This is a genomic window from Pseudidiomarina fusca, assembly GCF_032227045.1.
GTDB lineage: Bacteria > Pseudomonadota > Gammaproteobacteria > Enterobacterales > Alteromonadaceae > Pseudidiomarina > Pseudidiomarina fusca.
Genome location: NZ_JANFPJ010000006.1, coordinates 1 through 17,196, shown reverse-complemented (window position 1 = coordinate 17,196; position 17,196 = coordinate 1). Strand labels below are relative to the sequence as shown.

The 17,196-nt window shown below is 47.7% G+C and carries 18 protein-coding genes; 11 read left to right on the top strand and 7 right to left on the bottom strand.

Going from position 1 to position 17,196, the window contains the following annotated elements; genetic code table 11:
- Positions 1–13: 13 nt before the first annotated feature.
- The 6 genes from ychF to lolB all read right to left on the bottom strand — a co-directional run bounded on the left by ychF (position 14) and on the right by lolB (position 4,946).
- The gene (gene ychF / locus NOG12_RS03430; protein WP_153825748.1) at positions 14–1,105 is read right to left on the bottom strand and encodes a redox-regulated ATPase YchF; all 1,092 of its coding nucleotides are present in this window, start codon (positions 1,103–1,105) and stop codon (positions 14–16) included.
- A gap of 2 nt (positions 1,106–1,107) precedes the next feature.
- On the bottom strand, positions 1,108–1,701 hold the full coding sequence (gene pth / locus NOG12_RS03425) for an aminoacyl-tRNA hydrolase (protein WP_153825747.1): 594 nt from the start codon (positions 1,699–1,701) through the stop codon (positions 1,108–1,110).
- 6 nt (positions 1,702–1,707) lie between these two features.
- Positions 1,708–2,373, bottom strand: a complete 666-nt coding sequence (locus tag NOG12_RS03420; RefSeq protein ID WP_153825746.1) for a 50S ribosomal protein L25/general stress protein Ctc — start codon at positions 2,371–2,373, stop codon at positions 1,708–1,710.
- Between the two features lie 125 nt (positions 2,374–2,498).
- On the bottom strand, positions 2,499–3,446 hold the full coding sequence (locus NOG12_RS03415) for a ribose-phosphate pyrophosphokinase (protein WP_110074751.1): 948 nt from the start codon (positions 3,444–3,446) through the stop codon (positions 2,499–2,501).
- A gap of 22 nt (positions 3,447–3,468) precedes the next feature.
- A complete protein-coding gene (gene ispE, locus NOG12_RS03410; protein WP_110074750.1) occupies positions 3,469–4,326 on the bottom strand; it encodes a 4-(cytidine 5'-diphospho)-2-C-methyl-D-erythritol kinase in 858 nt (285 codons plus the stop codon).
- Entirely contained in the window at positions 4,314–4,946 is a 633-nt protein-coding gene (gene lolB / locus NOG12_RS03405; RefSeq protein ID WP_313932417.1) for a lipoprotein insertase outer membrane protein LolB, read from the bottom strand. Before lolB ends, ispE begins: the two co-directional genes overlap by 13 nt.
- Positions 4,947–5,046: 100 nt before the next feature.
- Here lolB and hemA point away from each other — a divergent pair, with 100 nt between their 5' ends.
- Genes hemA through kdsA form a run of 8 tightly spaced genes read left to right on the top strand, consistent with a single transcriptional unit; the run spans position 5,047 to position 12,337 of the window.
- Positions 5,047–6,297 (top strand): glutamyl-tRNA reductase, encoded by a 1,251-nt coding sequence (gene hemA / locus NOG12_RS03400; RefSeq protein ID WP_110074748.1) that lies wholly within the window; start codon positions 5,047–5,049, stop codon positions 6,295–6,297.
- A gap of 15 nt (positions 6,298–6,312) precedes the next feature.
- Positions 6,313–7,401 (top strand): peptide chain release factor 1, encoded by a 1,089-nt coding sequence (gene prfA / locus NOG12_RS03395; RefSeq protein ID WP_110074948.1) that lies wholly within the window; start codon positions 6,313–6,315, stop codon positions 7,399–7,401.
- Positions 7,402–7,427: 26 nt separating this feature from the next.
- Positions 7,428–8,312 carry a peptide chain release factor N(5)-glutamine methyltransferase gene (gene prmC / locus NOG12_RS03390; RefSeq protein WP_153825743.1) on the top strand — a complete coding sequence of 295 codons (885 nt, stop codon included), beginning with the start codon at positions 7,428–7,430 and terminating at the stop codon, positions 8,310–8,312.
- Positions 8,305–8,901 (top strand): response regulator, encoded by a 597-nt coding sequence (locus NOG12_RS03385; protein ID WP_110074746.1) that lies wholly within the window; start codon positions 8,305–8,307, stop codon positions 8,899–8,901. Before prmC ends, NOG12_RS03385 begins: the two co-directional genes overlap by 8 nt.
- A gap of 35 nt (positions 8,902–8,936) precedes the next feature.
- Entirely contained in the window at positions 8,937–9,299 is a 363-nt protein-coding gene (locus tag NOG12_RS03380) for a SirB2 family protein (RefSeq protein ID WP_110074745.1), read from the top strand.
- Positions 9,300–9,319: 20 nt separating this feature from the next.
- On the top strand, positions 9,320–10,123 hold the full coding sequence (locus NOG12_RS03375) for a transglutaminase family protein (protein ID WP_153825742.1): 804 nt from the start codon (positions 9,320–9,322) through the stop codon (positions 10,121–10,123).
- 60 nt (positions 10,124–10,183) lie between these two features.
- The gene (locus NOG12_RS03370) at positions 10,184–11,434 is read left to right on the top strand and encodes a DUF819 family protein (protein ID WP_313932416.1); all 1,251 of its coding nucleotides are present in this window, start codon (positions 10,184–10,186) and stop codon (positions 11,432–11,434) included.
- A gap of 54 nt (positions 11,435–11,488) precedes the next feature.
- Positions 11,489–12,337 carry a 3-deoxy-8-phosphooctulonate synthase gene (gene kdsA / locus NOG12_RS03365; protein ID WP_162014458.1) on the top strand — a complete coding sequence of 283 codons (849 nt, stop codon included), beginning with the start codon at positions 11,489–11,491 and terminating at the stop codon, positions 12,335–12,337.
- A gap of 45 nt (positions 12,338–12,382) precedes the next feature.
- On the opposite strand, the gene NOG12_RS03360 is transcribed toward kdsA, so the two are convergent.
- Positions 12,383–13,096 (bottom strand): hypothetical protein, encoded by a 714-nt coding sequence (locus NOG12_RS03360; RefSeq protein WP_313932415.1) that lies wholly within the window; start codon positions 13,094–13,096, stop codon positions 12,383–12,385.
- Between the two features lie 199 nt (positions 13,097–13,295).
- On the opposite strand from NOG12_RS03360, the gene psrA reads away from it, so the two are divergent.
- The 3 genes from psrA to rsuA all read left to right on the top strand — a co-directional run bounded on the left by psrA (position 13,296) and on the right by rsuA (position 17,094).
- Positions 13,296–13,928: a TetR family transcriptional repressor PsrA gene (gene psrA, locus NOG12_RS03355; RefSeq protein WP_153825740.1), complete on the top strand. Its 633-nt coding sequence runs from the start codon at positions 13,296–13,298 to the stop codon at positions 13,926–13,928.
- Between the two features lie 51 nt (positions 13,929–13,979).
- A complete protein-coding gene (locus NOG12_RS03350) occupies positions 13,980–16,280 on the top strand; it encodes an acyl-CoA dehydrogenase (RefSeq protein ID WP_313932414.1) in 2,301 nt (766 codons plus the stop codon).
- Positions 16,281–16,407: 127 nt separating this feature from the next.
- Complete coding sequence (gene rsuA / locus NOG12_RS03345) at positions 16,408–17,094, top strand: 16S rRNA pseudouridine(516) synthase RsuA (RefSeq protein WP_153825738.1); 687 nt, start codon at positions 16,408–16,410, stop codon at positions 17,092–17,094.
- The last annotated feature ends 102 nt before the right edge of the window (positions 17,095–17,196 follow it).

The window sequence follows — 17,196 nt, the reverse complement described above, 5'->3', positions numbered from 1 at the left end:
GCTGTAGGCGAGGTTAGACGTTAAAGCGGAATAAAATAACGTCGCCATCTTTCACTATGTATTCTTTGCCTTCTTCGCGGCGTTTACCAGCTTCTTTTGCGCCTTGCTCGCCACGATATTGAATGTAGTCATCAAAACCAACAACAACGGCGCGGATAAAGCCTTTTTCAAAGTCGGTATGGATTTTACCAGCCGCTTGCGGAGCAGTTGCACCGACTGGAATGGTCCAAGCGCGAACTTCTTTAACCCCTGCGGTAAAGTACGTTTGTAGGTTTAGTAATTGGTAACCACCACGAATCACCCGGTTAAGACCCGGCTCGGTGAGGCCTAAGTCAGCCATAAACTCAGCTTTCTCGGCATCGTCTAGTTCAGCGATTTCTGACTCAATTTCAGCACAAACTGGCACTACAATGGCATTTTCTTTGCTAGCGATTTCGCGAACTTTATCTAAGTAAGGGTTATTCTCAAAACCATCGTCATTCACGTTGGCAATGTACATGGTAGGCTTCATCGTTAATAGGTTATAGCTGCGAATGGTGGCTTTCTCATCATCACTCAAAGCAACTGAACGGGCCATATCGCCATTTTCTAAAGCTGGCAGTAGCTTTTGCAAAACTTGGATTTCAGCAGCCGCTTGTTTATCACCGCCTTTAGCTTTTTTACCCTGACGCAAGATAGCTTTTTCGACGCTATCCAAATCAGCCAGAGCAAGTTCAGTGTTAATCACTTCGATGTCTTCGGCAGGGTCTACTTTACCGGCAACATGCACAATGTTGTCGTTTTCAAAACAGCGTACAACATGGCCAATCGCATCTGTTTCACGGATGTTCGCTAAAAACTGGTTGCCGAGACCTTCGCCTTTAGATGCGCCTTTAACTAAACCGGCGATATCCACAAACTCCATGGTAGTGGGAACCACTCGTTGTGGATTCACAATCTCACTGAGCTGGTCTAAGCGTGGATCTGGTACCGCTACCACACCTGTGTTTGGTTCAATCGTACAAAAAGGAAAATTAGCCGCTTCAATGCCAGCTTTGGTAAGGGCATTAAATAGGGTTGATTTGCCCACGTTAGGTAAACCGACGATACCGCATTTGAATCCCATGCTTATTTCTCTCTCTGTGCTTTGAAACTGTGTAAGTGCTGTTGTGCTGCGCGCATATCTTGCTGTAATAACAGATCAATGCTGCGGCAAGCTTCCGTAATGGTATCGTCCATCAATTGTTGCTCATGAGCCGGTGCTTTGCCAAGTACCCAACCGGTTACTTTGCTTTTATCACCAGGATGACCGATACCAATACGTAAGCGATGAAAGTTCTGACTGCCCAACCGTGCCACTATGTCTTTAATGCCGTTATGGCCACCGGTACCACCCCCGGTTTTGAACTTGGCGACTCCAGCTGGAAGATCCAATTCATCGTAAGCCACTAAGATTTCTTCAGGTAAAATTTTGTAGAAATGAGCTAGTAGGGCGACGGCGTTACCACTGCGATTCATAAATTGCATCGGTTGTAGCACTCGTAAATCGAGAGCACCTTGTTGAATGCGGGTGGTGTTACCAAAAAACTTGGAATCGGGCTGCAGTTGTTGGCCATGGCTGCGAGCAAATTGCTCTACTAACCAAAAGCCTGCATTGTGACGTGTTTGAGAGTATTCGGGGCCTGGATTACCCAGGCCCACGAGTAAGCGAATGCGAGACATCAGAGCTTATTCAGCGTCTTTATCTGCTTTTGCTTCTTTTGCAGTTGGAACTTCTGCAGAAACTTCTTCAGCATCTGCTTCTTTCTCAACTCGCGGTGCAGTGATAGATACTACCGCTTGGTCATGATCTTCACCTTTAGCAAGCTCAACCAATTCCACACCGTTAGGTAGGTTAAGGTCGCTCAAGTGTAAGGTTTCACCCAGTTTCAAGTTGGCGATGTCAACTTCAACAAATTCTGGAAGATCTTTTGGCAAACAAGTGATTTCTAAATCTGCAACATGGTGAACAACAACGCCACCTTCTTGCTTCACGCCAACTGCAGTAGCTTCGTTGATGAAGTGTACTGGAACGTGCGTGTGTAACTTCTGACCTTTAACAACACGTTGGAAATCCAAGTGAGTCAATTTAGGCTTGAACGGGTGACGTTGAACGTCTTTCAAGATAGCTTCGTGCTTCTTGCCGTCAATCACTAACGTCAAAATGTGCGAATAGAAAGCCTCATGATCAGCCATGTTGTTCACTTTGTTGTGATCTAGAGTGATTGAGATGGCTTCTTTATCTGCACCGTACAAAATAGCAGGTACTTTTTCCGCACGACGCAGGCGGCGGCTCGCACCTTTCCCTGTATCAGTACGCAGTTCTGCTTGAATAGTAAAATCGATAGTTGACATATGGAGTGTCTCCGTTAAATAAAATGACGTCGGCTATTCGCGACCAAATACCCGACAAGTTCCTTAAAAATGGCTCGCCAATTTTAAAGGCGCGAAATATTACCACTGGCGCCCTTAAAACTCAATCAATACTCAAACATTGCTGAGATTGATTCTTCGTTGCTCACGCGGCGTAGCGCTTCACTGAGCATACCGCTCAGAGTCAGCTGATGCACTTTATCTAAGGCTTTCATTTCAGCACTCAAAGGGATGCTATCGGTTACTACTACTTGGTCAATATGAGAATCGCGGATGTTGCTCACGGCATTGCCTGAGAAGACCGGGTGAGTGGCGTATGCAAACACTCGTTTAGCACCGTTTTTCTTGAGTGCTTCAGCGGCCTTACAAAGCGTACCACCAGTATCAATCATGTCATCAACGATAATGCAGTCACGGTCTTGAATATCACCAATGATGTGCATCACTTGTGATTCGTTGGCTCGTGGACGACGCTTATCAATGATGGCCAAGTCAATATCATTTAGTAATTTGGCTAGTGCCCGCGCGCGAACCACACCACCGATATCCGGAGAGACCACCACTGGATTATGGAAAGCTTGTTGGCGCAGGTGCTCAAGCAGAACTGGGGTACCAAACACGTTGTCTACCGGTACATCAAAGAAGCCTTGAATTTGCTCTGCGTGCAAATCAACGGTCAGCACCCGATCCACCCCAACACTGGAGAGGAAGTCAGCTACTACTTTGGAGGTGATAGGAACCCGAGCCGAGCGTACGCGACGATCTTGGCGCGCATAGCCAAAATAGGGAATAACTGCAGTAATACGGCCGGCTGAAGCGCGGCGCAAAGCATCTACCATCACGATTAATTCCATCAGGTTATCGTTGGTAGGGGCACAGGTTGATTGAATAATAAAAACGTCAGAACCGCGCACATTCTCGTTGATACGAATACTGATTTCACCGTCACTAAAACGGCCCACTTCAGCATCGCCTAATTTGATATACAAACGGTCGGCAATTTTCTTGGCGAGTTCTGGCGTTGCATTGCCAGCGAAGAGCTTCATGTCAGGCACACTAAACCTCTGTTTTCAATGGTTAGGTTACAGTTGAAGCCTGCCGCAATTGCTGGCAGACCGGGGATTCGTTGATGCCACGGGCGACAAACCCTGTCCAAGCCGCAGGTAGCTGTTGCAGCGCAGCAAGAGCCTGTTGCTGCTGGTCGAACCGGGCAAAAATACAGGCACCGGTGCCGGTCAGCCGAGACGGCGCGTATTCTACCAACCAGGCCAGGGCCTTGGCAACTTCTGGATAGAGTTGGCAGACCAGTTGTTGGCAATCGTTTTGGGTGTTGTGCCAGTTCCACTGCTGCGGATCTATGGGCGCATGTTGGCGCGGCAGTTGCGGATGCTGAAAAATAGTTGGGGTGCTGACATGGACGCCGGGGTGCACCACTAAGTACCAAGGACAGGCCGGCGTCATCGGCGTTAATTGCTCGCCGATACCTTGGGCAAAAGCTGCATGGCCGCTAACAAAAATCGGCACGTCGGCTCCTAGTTGTAAGCCTAGCTGGGCTAACTCAGCGGTGCTGAGGGGTAACTGCCATAACTGGCGTAAGGCGAGTAAGGTGGTGGCTGCATCCGACGAACCACCGCCAAGGCCTCCGCCGCAGGGCAGTACTTTATGGAGGTGAATACGCACACCACGGGCATGTTCAGGAAATTCCTGTTGCAGCAGTTGAACTGCCCTAAGCACTAGATTATCAGGGCCCGCGAGTTCAGCTACCGAACAGCTAAAATCAAGCGTGTCGGTAGCGGTAAGGGTAAAATCTAAGCGATCACCGTAATCGATAAATTGAAATAGCGTTTCGAGTAAATGATAGCCATCATGACGTTGGCCGGTGATATGCAAGAATAAATTCAGTTTGGCAACAGCCGAAAGGCTCAGAGTAGCCATTGCGATACCTTTAGTTTGAGGCGCCAGTGCGCTGAGGTTAAATCAATGCTGTGAGGTAATAAGTAAGTGGCTACCGGCTGGTATTGGCGCAGCTCCGCGGTCCACATTTGGCGGGCCGCCAGCAATTGATAATCGGCCAGTAACGCGCGTTGTTGTGGGTCATCATCGAGCAATTGGTAGTGCGCTTCAAACATTTGCTCAGGTTGCACACCCAACACCAGCTGTTGCAATAAATCGAACGGTAATTGCACCGCAAAATAGCGCTCAAGCAGGGCGCTGGCGCTGTTGTCACGATATTCGTTGCCATCATTATCAATTAACAGAGCACCGTTAGAGGTTTGTTCGAGTGTGGCAAGAGTACCTTTGAGTGGATGTGAAAAGTGCATACTGACGAGATTGGGGGATTGGTTCCAATCCACGTAAATGCCGTGGCGGTCATTTTCGCGTAAGTCAAAAATTGCCATTTGGCCGCGCAAACGCCATTGGGTTAGCTCAGCTAACTGCTGTTGTTGGGCCGCAATGGCACCGGCCGACACCATGGTGGTCGTGGTGCTGGTTGGTACCGTAGAGCAGGCGCTTAACCACCCACTTAGGAGTACTACTAATAGAAGACGTTTCATGTGCAGGTTTATCCCTGTTCGCATGCTTTTAATAATGAGGGGTTTCACGTACAATTGCCAGCGTTTCGCAGTAGCCAGAGGCTTGCAATTTTTTCCTATTATGACCATTTTCGCACTGGGTGTTAACCACAAAACCGCTTCCGTAGAATTACGAGAGCGGGTTGCTTTCTCGCCTGAGCAGCTGCATAGCGCGCTGCCGGCTTTGCGTGAGCAAACCGGCGTGCAAGAAGCGGTGATTGTCTCTACTTGCAATAGAACTGAATTGTACTGTCATGGCGAAGCCTCGTTAGATTTGCTCACAGGTTGGCTGGCCGGTTATCACGGCATCCCCTTGCAACAGCTCAGAGAACATAGCTATGGCTATCAAGATGGTGCCGCCATCGCTCATTTAATGGCCGTAGCCAGTGGTTTAGATTCGCTGGTGCTGGGTGAACCGCAGATTTTAGGCCAAGTAAAGCAAGCCTATCAATTTGCTCGCAATCAAACCAGCGTTGGTAGCGTGTTAGAGCGCTTATTTCAGCAAACGTTCCGCGTTGCTAAAACCGTTCGTACGGAAACTAAAGTGGGCGAGAACGCGGTGTCAGTGGCTTTTGCTGCGGTAAATCTGGCGCGCCAAATTTTTGCCGAGTTACCAGAATCTAATGTGTTACTGGTGGGGGCTGGTGATACTGCCGAGTTGGTTGCCCAACACTTAACTGAGCACGGCGTGAAGCATTTGATGGTAGCTAACCGGACGCTAACTCGGGCCGCGACAGTAGCTGAGCAGTTTGGTGGTCATGCGCACACCTTAGGTGAGCTGCAAGATTTATTGCCTAAGGCCGATATTGTCATCAGTTCTACCGCAAGTCCGTTGCCGATTATTGGCAAAGGCTTGATTGAACATGCCTTAAAACAGCGGCGTCGCCAACCTATGTTGCTGATTGACTTAGCGGTACCGCGAGATATTGAAGCGCAAGTAAACGAGCTTGCTGACGCTTATTTATACACGGTTGATGATCTGCAAGGTATCATCACCGAGAATTTACGTAACCGTGAAGAAGCCGCTGCAGAAGCACAAGGCATTATTCAAGAGCACTGTGATGCCTTTTTAGCTTGGTTACGTCAACTAAGCCATGTTGATGTGATTCGTGATTATCGCCAACGCATCGAAGCCATGGCCGCTGAACAATTACAACGAGCACAAAAACAGCTGGCCGCAGGTAAAGATGCGGATGCGGTGTTGAGTGAGTTTAGTCAACGCTTAACCCGGCAGTTTTTACACCAACCCACGCGGTTAATGCGAGCCGCTGGAGCCACGGGTGATCAACACACGTTGGCACTATTCCAACAATTAATTGCAGATGACGAGTAAGGTCTTCGCCCGATGATGAATCCTTCGATTATTCGAAAGCTAGAAGCGCTGTTAGAGCGCTATGAAGAAGTACAGCATTTATTAAGTGATCCGCAAATTATTTCGGATCAAGACAAATTTAGAGCCTTATCACGAGAATATTCTCAGTTAGAAGAGCTGGTTCAGTGCTTTACCGCCTATCAACGCGCCCAATCGGATGAACAGGGGGCGCGCGAGATGATGCAAGAAGATGACGCAGAAATGCGTGAGATGGCCAAGCTCGAATTAGAAGCTGCGCAACAGCAACAAGAGCAGTTAGAGCAACAACTACAAATCTTGTTGCTGCCTAAAGATCCTAACGACGACCGTCCTTGCTACTTAGAGATTCGTGCCGGTGCCGGTGGCGATGAAGCCGCTATCTTTGCCGGCGACTTATTTAGAATGTACAGCCGCTATGCTGAGAATCATGGCTGGCGGGTTAGCATGGTGAGTTGTAACGAAGGCGAACATGGCGGTTTTAAAGAAGTGATTGCGCACGTATCAGGTGATGGTGCCTACGGGCGGATGAAGTTTGAGTCCGGCGGCCATCGTGTGCAACGGGTACCAGATACTGAATCGCAAGGTCGGGTGCATACCTCTGCTTGTACGGTGGCGGTATTGCCAGAGATTCCAGAAGCCGAGGCGATTGAGATCAACCCTGCGGACTTACGAGTGGATACTTTTCGTGCCTCCGGTGCTGGTGGACAGCACGTCAACCGTACCGATTCAGCCATTCGGATCACCCACATCCCAACGGGGTTTGTGGTGGAATGTCAGGACGAGCGCTCACAGCATAAGAACCGCGCGAAAGCCATGTCGGTGTTGCAGTCAAGACTACAAGCAGCAGAAGACGAAAAGCGCCAACGCGAAGAACAATCAACGCGGCGTAGCTTGGTTGGAAGTGGTGACCGTTCAGAGCGTATTCGTACCTACAATTATCCACAAGGACGAGTGAGTGATCACCGCATCAATTTAACCTTGTACCGTTTAGATGAAGTGCTTGAAGGTGCGTTGGATTTGCTCTTGGATGCCATTGTGCAAGAGCATCAAGCAGACCAACTTGCGGCTTTGTCAGAACAACATTAAGGTGGCTGCGGCAATGAAGGCACCTCATGGCGGATAAGCAACACAGCGCAGTAGGCACGGTCGCACAGGCATTGCAGTGGGCCGTAACGCAGTTGAGTGAATCCTCCAGCCCGAAGCTGGACGCTGAGGTGTTGTTGGCTAAGGTATTAGCTAAACAGCGTAGTTACTTGTTTACTTGGCCTGAAGCTGAGTTAACGGCGGCGCAGCAACAGCAGTTCAGCGCGTGGGTCATGCAACGCCAAGCCGGGCAGCCCATGGCCTATCTACTGGGCGAGCGCGAGTTTTGGTCATTACCCTTAGCGACCAACCCTAGTACTTTAATCCCTCGGGCTGATACCGAATGTTTAGTTGAGTTTGCGCTTAGCTTAACCTTGCCGGCTACCGCGCACGTGCTCGATTTAGGTACAGGGACCGGGGCTATTGCGCTGGCCCTAGCAAGTGAACGTGAGCACTGGCACATACAAGGGATCGATAAAGAGGCGGCAGCCATAGCGCTTGCCTCTGCCAATGCGGCACGGCTGCAGCTACCGGTGAGCTTTAGTTGTAGTGATTGGTTCAGTGCCATCACAAACCAAGGTTTTGATCTGATTGTCAGTAACCCACCTTATATTGATGCTAGTGATGTTCATTTGCAGCAAGGTGATGTGCGATTTGAGCCGCGGTCAGCCTTGGTTGCCACAGACGCGGGCTTGGCTGATTTAGCCGCCATCGTGGCGCAAGCACCGAGTTACCTAAAGCCACAGGGCTGGTTGGTGGTAGAGCATGGCTGGCAACAAGCTGCAGCGGTACGACAACTGATGGTACAACAAGGGTTTACAGCAGTGGCCAGTGGTTGTGATTATGGCGGTAACGAACGCTATACTTATGGTCAATGTGTGGGGCAGACAACCGAAGAGGCTAGTAATGAGTAGCGAATTTATCTTTGCCAACGAACCTGATAATAACGAACACCATAACCAAGCGAATCAAGAGCCATGGAAAATCTTAATCGTTGATGATGAACGAGAAGTCCATGCAGTAACACGGCTCGCTTTGATGGACCTGCAATTTGAAGGGCGTGGGCTGCAATTTTTAAGTGCCTATTCGCGTCATGAAGCTGAGCAGTTAGTGCTGCAGCATCCTGACCTTGCCATTGTCTTGTTAGATGTGGTGATGGATACTGATGACGCGGGTTTGATGGTGGCGCGGTTTATTCGCGAGCAAGCCAAAAACCAGTCATCACGAATTATTTTACGCACGGGGCAACCAGGTCAAGCGCCTGAGCGCGCGGTGGTAATGAACTACGATATTAATGATTACAAAGCTAAAACAGAACTTACTGCACAAAAACTCTTTACCTGTGTGATGTCGTCGCTGCGTTCTTATCGTGACATCATGCAGGTGGTGGCCAAACAGCAGCAATTGCAATTTGAACTAGAGTTTTATCGTAACTGGTTAGCCGAGCATCAACCAGAAACAGCGGTAAAGATAGCTACGGCATATAGGCAACTAGCTGATTAATAATAACTTTTAAAATATAAAGCAGGAGATATAAGATGTCTTATATGGCGCTAAAACACATGCACGTCACCTTTGTAGCCTTGAGTGTGTTATTATTCGTGTTACGTTTTTTCTGGGTTAGCATCGATGCTAAGGTGGCTCAGCAGAAGTGGGTAAAGATTGTTCCTCATGTCATCGATACCTTGTTGTTACTCAGTATCGTTGGCTTGATGATATACCGCCCGTGGGATGCTTTTGCGACCAATAAATTGATTGGTTTAGTGGGTTATATTTTAGCTGGTTTAGTTGCCATGAAAGCAACCACCACCTTGGTGCGTACGCTTGGTTTTGCGGTGGCCCTAGGCTGGATTGCCTTTTTATTGCATGTAGCTATTAGCAAACAAGCATTGATTGGCTAAGGAAAGTAATAGAATAGTTTATGCGTTTTTCATACTTAGAACATATTGCTCAAGAAATTCTTCCTACCATAGAAATCATCTGGGAAGTAAGTCGTGCCTTTCATTCGGATAGTGATCAGTACGTAGCTGATTATTATCAAAGCATTCGGCACTTGGCGGAAGACCTTGATGAGCTTGAAGGTGTAGAGAAATTACAAGGATTAACTGAGCAATTCTTCTTTAACCTAAGTTTTAGTGATGCGCCTGAACCTATCGTTGGTAGCCAAAGGATTCTACTGGATCGAGTGATTAGCTATCGCACTGGGTTACCCATGAGTTTAGCTTTGTTGCTGCAAGAGGCCGCTGCTTATGCGGGCTTGCAATTAGAACTGGTCGATTTTCCTGGTTATCCATTATTGCGATTTGATTATCAACAACAAAGTTATTTTGTTGACCCCATCAACGGAGACTTGCTAGAGGGCTATCAGGTGCAAGAGCGCTTTGAAGATCTCACTGAAAATGTCGTTGATTTTGGGTGGGATATGTTTGAAGCGGCCGATCAAAAAACGGTTTTAGTTCGTTATTTGACTGAATTAAAACATGCGTTTATTCATGATCGGGCTTTTGCGAATGCGCTGACGACCGTGCATATGTTATTAACCATCCATCCCGATGACCCCTACGAAATTCGAGATCGTGGTTATGTGTTAGAAGAGCTAGATTGTCAGCAAGCCGCGGTTGACGATTATTTGTATTTTGTCGAACAATGTCCTGATGACCCTAGTGCTCAATTATTGCGTCTGCAATTAGAGACTTGGGCGGCACCGCAGCATATCTTGCATTAAGGCAAGTGAGAGTAGCGCCATGGATGCCAATAATAAAATAAGAACAACTAAGGAGCCCACGTGGAAACAACCGCTCTCATAACTAACGATGGTATTATTTTTGGCTTGCTGGCCGTTATTTTGGGTGCGATTTTTTACACCCAATCCAGCTCACATCCATTTTTTCAAAAGCTCTATAAATGGGTACCAGCGCTTTTACTCTGTTACTTTATCCCGTCTTTACTGAACACCTTTGGGATTGTCGATGGCGCCAGTACTGGCGTGTATCCGTTGGTGATGGATTATTTACTGCCAGCCTGTTTGGTACTGCTTACCTTAAGTCTCGATTTAAAAGCCATTGTGCGGCTGGGGCCTAAGTTAGTGATTTTATTTTTGGTAGGCACCTTGGGGATTGTGATTGGTGGGCCTATTGCACTGTTACTGGTAAGTCTGGTTTTTCCTGAATTGCTAAATGGCGCCGGACCGGATGCGGTGTGGCGCGGTATGACTACCATCGCCGGCAGCTGGATTGGCGGCGGTGCTAATCAGGCGGCCATGAAAGAAGTTTACGAAGTTGGCGGCGAGATTTTTTCAGCCATGGTTACCGTGGATATCATTGTCGCCAATTTATGGATGGCAGTGTTGTTGTATATGGCTGCTAATAGCAAAGCCATAGATGCGCGGATTGGCGCCGACACCAGTGCCATTGAAACCATTAAAGAGCGTATGGAGCATTATCAAGCGCAACATAACCGTGAGGCTAAACTACCTGATTTAATGTTTATTCTTGCTGTTGCATTTGGGGTAACAGGTATTGCTCACTGGGGCGCTGATGTGCTGGCACCTTTTATTGGCGAGCATCTGCCGCTCCTCAAAGATTTTAGTTTGGATAAAAAATTCTTTTGGTTAATCGTCATCGCAACCACCGTTGGGGTTATCCTTTCTTTTACTCCGGCACGGAAATTAGAAGGGGTAGGAGCATCCAAATTTGGTTCTTTGTTTGTCTATATCTTGGTCGCGACTATCGGCTTACACATGGATGTTACTGCTATCCTAGACTCACCTAAGTATTTCTTAATAGGTGCTATCTGGATGGTCATTCATGCTAGCCTGATGTTAGTGACTGCACGGCTTCTGAAAGCGCCAGTATTTTACATGGCGGTAGGTAGCCAAGCGAATGTAGGCGGCGCGGCGTCTGCGCCCGTGGTGGCCTCAGCTTTTCACCCATCGTTAGCGCCGGTAGGAGTATTACTAGCCGTATTTGGTTACGCGCTAGGTACTTATATGGCGTACATATGTGGCCAAATTCTTCGTGTTATTAGTGCTGGTTAGGGTTAGTTAGCTGCTTAAACTAACTCATCATGGACCCAGTAAGGATCGAATGTGATTAATACTCAAGTAATAAAAGTAGGGCAGGTACAAGTAGGTAATCACTTACCTTTTGTGCTGTTTGGTGGCATGAATGTGCTTGAATCGCGTGATTTAGCCATGCGCATTGCTGAGCACTACGCTGAAGTGACCAGCAAATTGGGCATTCCTTTTGTTTTTAAAGCAAGCTTTGATAAGGCTAATAGGTCGTCGATTCACTCTTATCGTGGGCCTGGGTTAGACAAAGGATTAGATATTTTTGCTGAGATAAAAGCGACTTTTAACGTTCCTATTATCACTGATGTGCATGAACCTCACCAAGCCCAGCCGGTAGCAGAGGTTGCTGATATTATTCAGCTTCCAGCATTTTTAGCACGGCAAACGGATCTCGTGGTGGCGATGGCAGCAACGGGTGCTGTGATCAATGTCAAAAAGCCACAATTTTTAGCTCCCCACGAAATGCGTCATATTTTGAAAAAATTTGGTGAAGCTGGTAATCATCAAGTGATTTTGTGCGAACGTGGTAGTTGCTTTGGCTATAATAATCTAGTGGTAGACATGCTAGGCATGGACGAAATGAAACAACTAGCCCCAGTGATGTTTGACGCCACTCATGCATTACAGCGCCCTGGTGGTCGTTCAGATTCTGCTGACGGACGTCGTGCACAAGCTGCTGTGTTAGCTCGGTCGGGGATGGCTCTTGGTTTAGCGGGCTTGTTTATTGAAGCCCATCCAGATCCTGATCAAGCCAAATGTGATGGTCCTTGTGCTTTGCCATTGAATAAGCTCGAGGCTTATTTACAGCAAATGCAAGCGGTGGATCAGTTGGTTAAGAGTTTTGCTCCACTTGATACCAGCACCGTTTAACCAGCAAACTGCGGTAACTGTTAGCAGTTACCGCAGTCGTTATGGTTAAGGCTGAGGTCTGATGATATGAATTTTATGGGAGCCCTCTAAGGAATTAGAGATCATCATGGTCTTATAGTCTGGGCCTAATTGCGGTGACTGCGCCAGCGCTTTATGAAATTTCATCATGTAGTCAAACGGCAAGTCTGAACCGCTAATACTCACTTCACACACGGTTGTGCGACATTGAATGTCGCTAATTTCTGCGCCCTGTAAATCTTCCTGTTGAGCGTACAGGTTTTCTATTTCACTAGTCATGACATAAGCCCAGTCTTGGTCAATAGCTTCGGTATGAAGACGTTCACTAATGTTCTCAGAATTAAGTATTTCTGATTGCACATCTAGCAACATCTCTATTTCTTGTTGGTTACGGGTCTTTAATAATTCGGCCAATCGGGCCAGCTGCGCATCACTAAGGTCTAATTCTTGAGCTACGTTTTGTTGCTCTTGGGTAGAAGCAGCGGCTTGTGGTTGAGTGCTGCTATCACTGGCAAAAGCAGCCGCGCTATCCGTGTTATTTACAGCAGCATTGGTGGCAGCATTGGTGGCAGTTAAGGACGTGCTAGGTACAGAAGCTGCGGCAGACGTGTTCTCCGCTGCAGTATTAAGGTCTGCACTGGTGCCGGCGACAGGGCTGCTAGGTGCGGATCGGCCAACAACTAGCGCAATAACTAGTACCCCAATAATCGCTAAATAAATGATATGAGTAAGTTTATGCATGGCCCAGGCTGCTCAGTTATTAGAATGTTGATAGATTTACATGATTGATAAACTATCAGCTAGCAACAGGCAGATCAAGGGATAGGAAAGTGGCTGACGCTTGCGCATTCATGCTATTTTGATTAAATTGAAACGCATGTTTAAAATGGCTGTTCTAAACGCTTACAAAAGAACAGCATAGAGGTGAGGCCAGTTAACGATGGCAAAACGAGTTACAACCAAAGAAAAAATACTCAATGCAGCGGAAGCATTATTTGCGGAACATGGCTTTGAGCAGACGTCCTTGCGGCAGATTACCGCCGATGCTGATGTTAATCTTGCTTCAGTGAATTATCATTTTGGTTCAAAAAAGGCGCTTATTCAAGCGGTTATGGCACGTTATTTAGAGGTGTTAATGCCCGCCTTAGAGCAAGAACTGGTGGCGCTGCAAGCACGAAATAAGATATCAACTCGCGATGTATTCGACTGTTTTCGTAAGCCATTGGCGCAGTTGCGTGAGGTTAGAAAGCATGGTCCCACGTTGTTTTTAAGCCTATTGGGATTTGCTTATGCAGAAATTCAAGGGCATCTACGGCGGTATACCATGGACCATTTTGGCCATGTTATCGAGCATCTATTAGCTGCGTTGCATCAAGCTAACCCGCAATTGAGCCCCGTAGATATGTTTTGGCGGTTACACTTTGTGCTTGGAGCAACGGTATTTGCACAGGTATCTGGGCCGGCACTTCGAGAGATTGCCGCAGCAGATTTTGGTGAAACGATTGCAGCAGACCAGATGATTGATCGTCTTATTCCATTTCTTGCCGGTGGTGTTGACGCCTCGGCAGCATAATCAGCTATGCTTATAGCTAGTTGAATCATTCTTTTAATAAGGTGTAGTAGCATGGAAATTTTAATTATCCTGATTGTCGCCGTGGTGTTGTTATTCGCCATTAAAGACATTCGCCGTAGCCTGATTAGCAGACCAGCGTTTGGTTTTTTTAAACGGGTGTTGCCGCCGCTTTCGCCAACCGAGCGCGAGGCCATGCAAGCTGGCGATATCTGGTGGGATGCTGACTTGTTTAGTGGACGCCCGGATTGGGAAAAATTTCACCAGACTCAGGCGCCGACCTTTACTGATGCTGAACAAGCCTTTATCGACAACCAGTTAGAGACGCTATTGGCGATGTTGGATGATTTTAAAATCATGCAACAAGATCGCGATTTACCTAAAGATGTTTGGGATTACATCCGTAAAGAAAAATTCTTTGCCATGATTATTGGTAAGGAGTTTGGAGGTTTAGAATTTTCGCCAGCAGCAAACTCATACATTGTATCGCGCATTGCGACCCGTTCAATCAGTGCCGCCGTTACGGTGATGGTACCCAACTCGTTAGGCCCGGGTGAGTTACTTACTCACTACGGTACCGATGAACAAAAGAATTATTGGCTGCCGCGCTTGGCTGACGGCACCGATATTCCATGTTTCGCCTTAACTGGCCCTGAAGCAGGTTCTGACGCTGGTGCCATTCCAGATACGGGCATCGTGTGTAAGGGCGAGTTTGAAGGCAAAGAAGTTTTAGGCATTCGCTTAAATTGGAGCAAACGTTACATTACCTTGGCTCCGGTCGCGACAGTTTTAGGTTTGGCCTTTAAGCTATACGATCCTGAAAAATTATTGGGTGAGCAAGAAGATATCGGCATTACCTGTGCGTTAATTCCTACCAGTCACGAGGGTGTTGAGACGGGTGAGCGTCATTTGCCACTCAATCAAGCCTTCATGAATGGTACCACCTACGGCAAAGATGTCTTTATCCCACTAGATTGGATTATCGGTGGGCAAGAGTTTGCTGGTAAAGGGTGGCGTATGCTGATGGAATGCTTATCAGCTGGCCGTGGTATTTCACTCCCAGCATTGGCGGCAGCAACGGGCCACCTTACGCAGCGCATGACCGGTGCCTATGCTTACGTACGGCAACAGTTTGGCATGCCCATTGGGATGTTCGAAGGGGTGCAAGCTGCCATGGGTAAAATTGGTGGCACCAACTACATCCTCGAATCCATGCGTCGGTTAACGGTGACCGCCTTGTGTGAAGGTAAGAGTCCGTCGGTTATCACGGCCATGACTAAGTATCACATGACAGAAATGGGCCGCGAGGTGATGGATGCGGCGATGGATATTCATGCGGGTAAAGGCATTCAATTAGGTAGTCGAAACTATTTGGGCCATGGCTATATGGCCACACCTGTGTCTATTACCGTAGAAGGCGCGAATATTCTTACCCGTAACTTGATGATCTTTGGACAAGGTGCAACCCGCTGTCACCCTTACGTACTGAAAGAAATGGAAGCAGCGAGCAACCCAGATGAAGAGCAAGGCTTACATGATTTTGATGAGCTGTTACTCAAACATATTGGGTTTGCCGCGAGTAACTTCTTCGGTAGTTTGTGGATGGGGTTATCTGGAGCACGTTTTAATAAGAGCCCAGTGAGTGGTCCAACCGCACGTTATTATCAACAATTAACCCGTATGAGCAGAGCGCTGGCTATGACTGCAGATATGGCGATGTTGGTGATGGGCGGCGATTTAAAACGCAAAGAAATGTTATCGGCGCGGTTAGGCGATGTGTTAAGTCATTTGTACATGGCCTCGGCAGTGCTGAAGCGGTATGAAGATGATGGTCGTCAAAGTGGTGATTTGGTGTTTGTTGATTATGCGCTGCAGCATCATTTGTACGCTATTGGTGAAGCCTTTAAAGGATTCTTCGCAAACTTCCCGAACCGATTTATTGCGTGGACCTTGCGCTTAGCAATCTTCCCATTAGGCAACCATTATCATCAGCCGGACGATAGTATTTTGCAGGGAATTTCTACCAGCATGATGCAGCCGGGTGTTACTCGTGATCGCCATACCTTCTTAACCTATTGGAAGGATGATGAAAAAGATCCGACCGGTCATATGGAACTGGCATTCTTAGCGATGCGCGAGCATTCAGATGTCTACAAACGTATTCGTAAGGCGGTTAAACGTGGCGATATTGATGGTAATCTCAACGGTGATGCCTTGGTAGAGCAAGCGCGGGCAGCCGAAGTGATTAGCGCTGAAGAGGCCAGCGCTTTAAGCCGTACTGAGCGACTCCGTCTGTATGCCATTGGTGTCGACCAATTCGCAGCAGGCGTGATTGAGGATAAAAACTTTTATTAAGCCGCTGTGATACTAGCTATAATAGCCCCAGATTCTGGGGCACAATAACCTCGCTTAGGCGAGGTTATTTTTTGGGTAACGAGCCCATGGTGTTGGTGAGCAACCATGGCAAACGTAGGTGATGCAGATGCGATTAGATAAATTTTTAGCCGAAACCACCGGAATGAGCCGCAAAGAAGCGATGCGAACTTTGCATGCCGGGGCGGTCAGTGTTGATGGTGTGGTCGCTAAGAAAGGCGCGATGCAGGTGCCAGCGACTGCGGAAGTGATTTTTAATGGGGTGACGCTTAAGCTGTTGGGCCCAACTTATATCATGTTGCATAAGCCGTTAGATTGCGTTTGTGCCAATGACGATCCCCGTCATATGACGGTATTTGCTTACTTAGATTTACCTAACCCGGAAAAATTTCACACGGTAGGACGACTGGATATAGATACCTCTGGACTCTTGCTGATCACTAATGATGGACAATGGACCCATCGGATTATCTCGCCTAAGCGTAGCTGTCCGAAAGTGTATCGAGCAGAGCTGGCCGAGCCGCTTGAGCCGCACCATGTAGAGCTATTCAAACAAGGGCTGCAATTGCATGGTGAGAAAAAGTTAACCGAACCGGCACAACTCGATATTATTCATCCGCAGCAAGCGTTAGTGACCGTATCAGAAGGACGCTATCATCAGGTGCGACGGATGTTTGCTGCTATTGGTAACAAAGTAGAAGGCCTGCATCGTGAACAAATAGGTGAGCTTAAACTGGGTGATTTAGGCCCGGGTGAGTATCGGCACCTAACTGCTGCCGAGGTGGCTTTGTTTTAGTGGGTATACGGATTTAATGGTTGATGGGGCACCTTCACCCCATCAATCTGATACCACCCTCAGATGGTTGATAGATCGACTCCGTAGTTGAGTTCCTCTGCG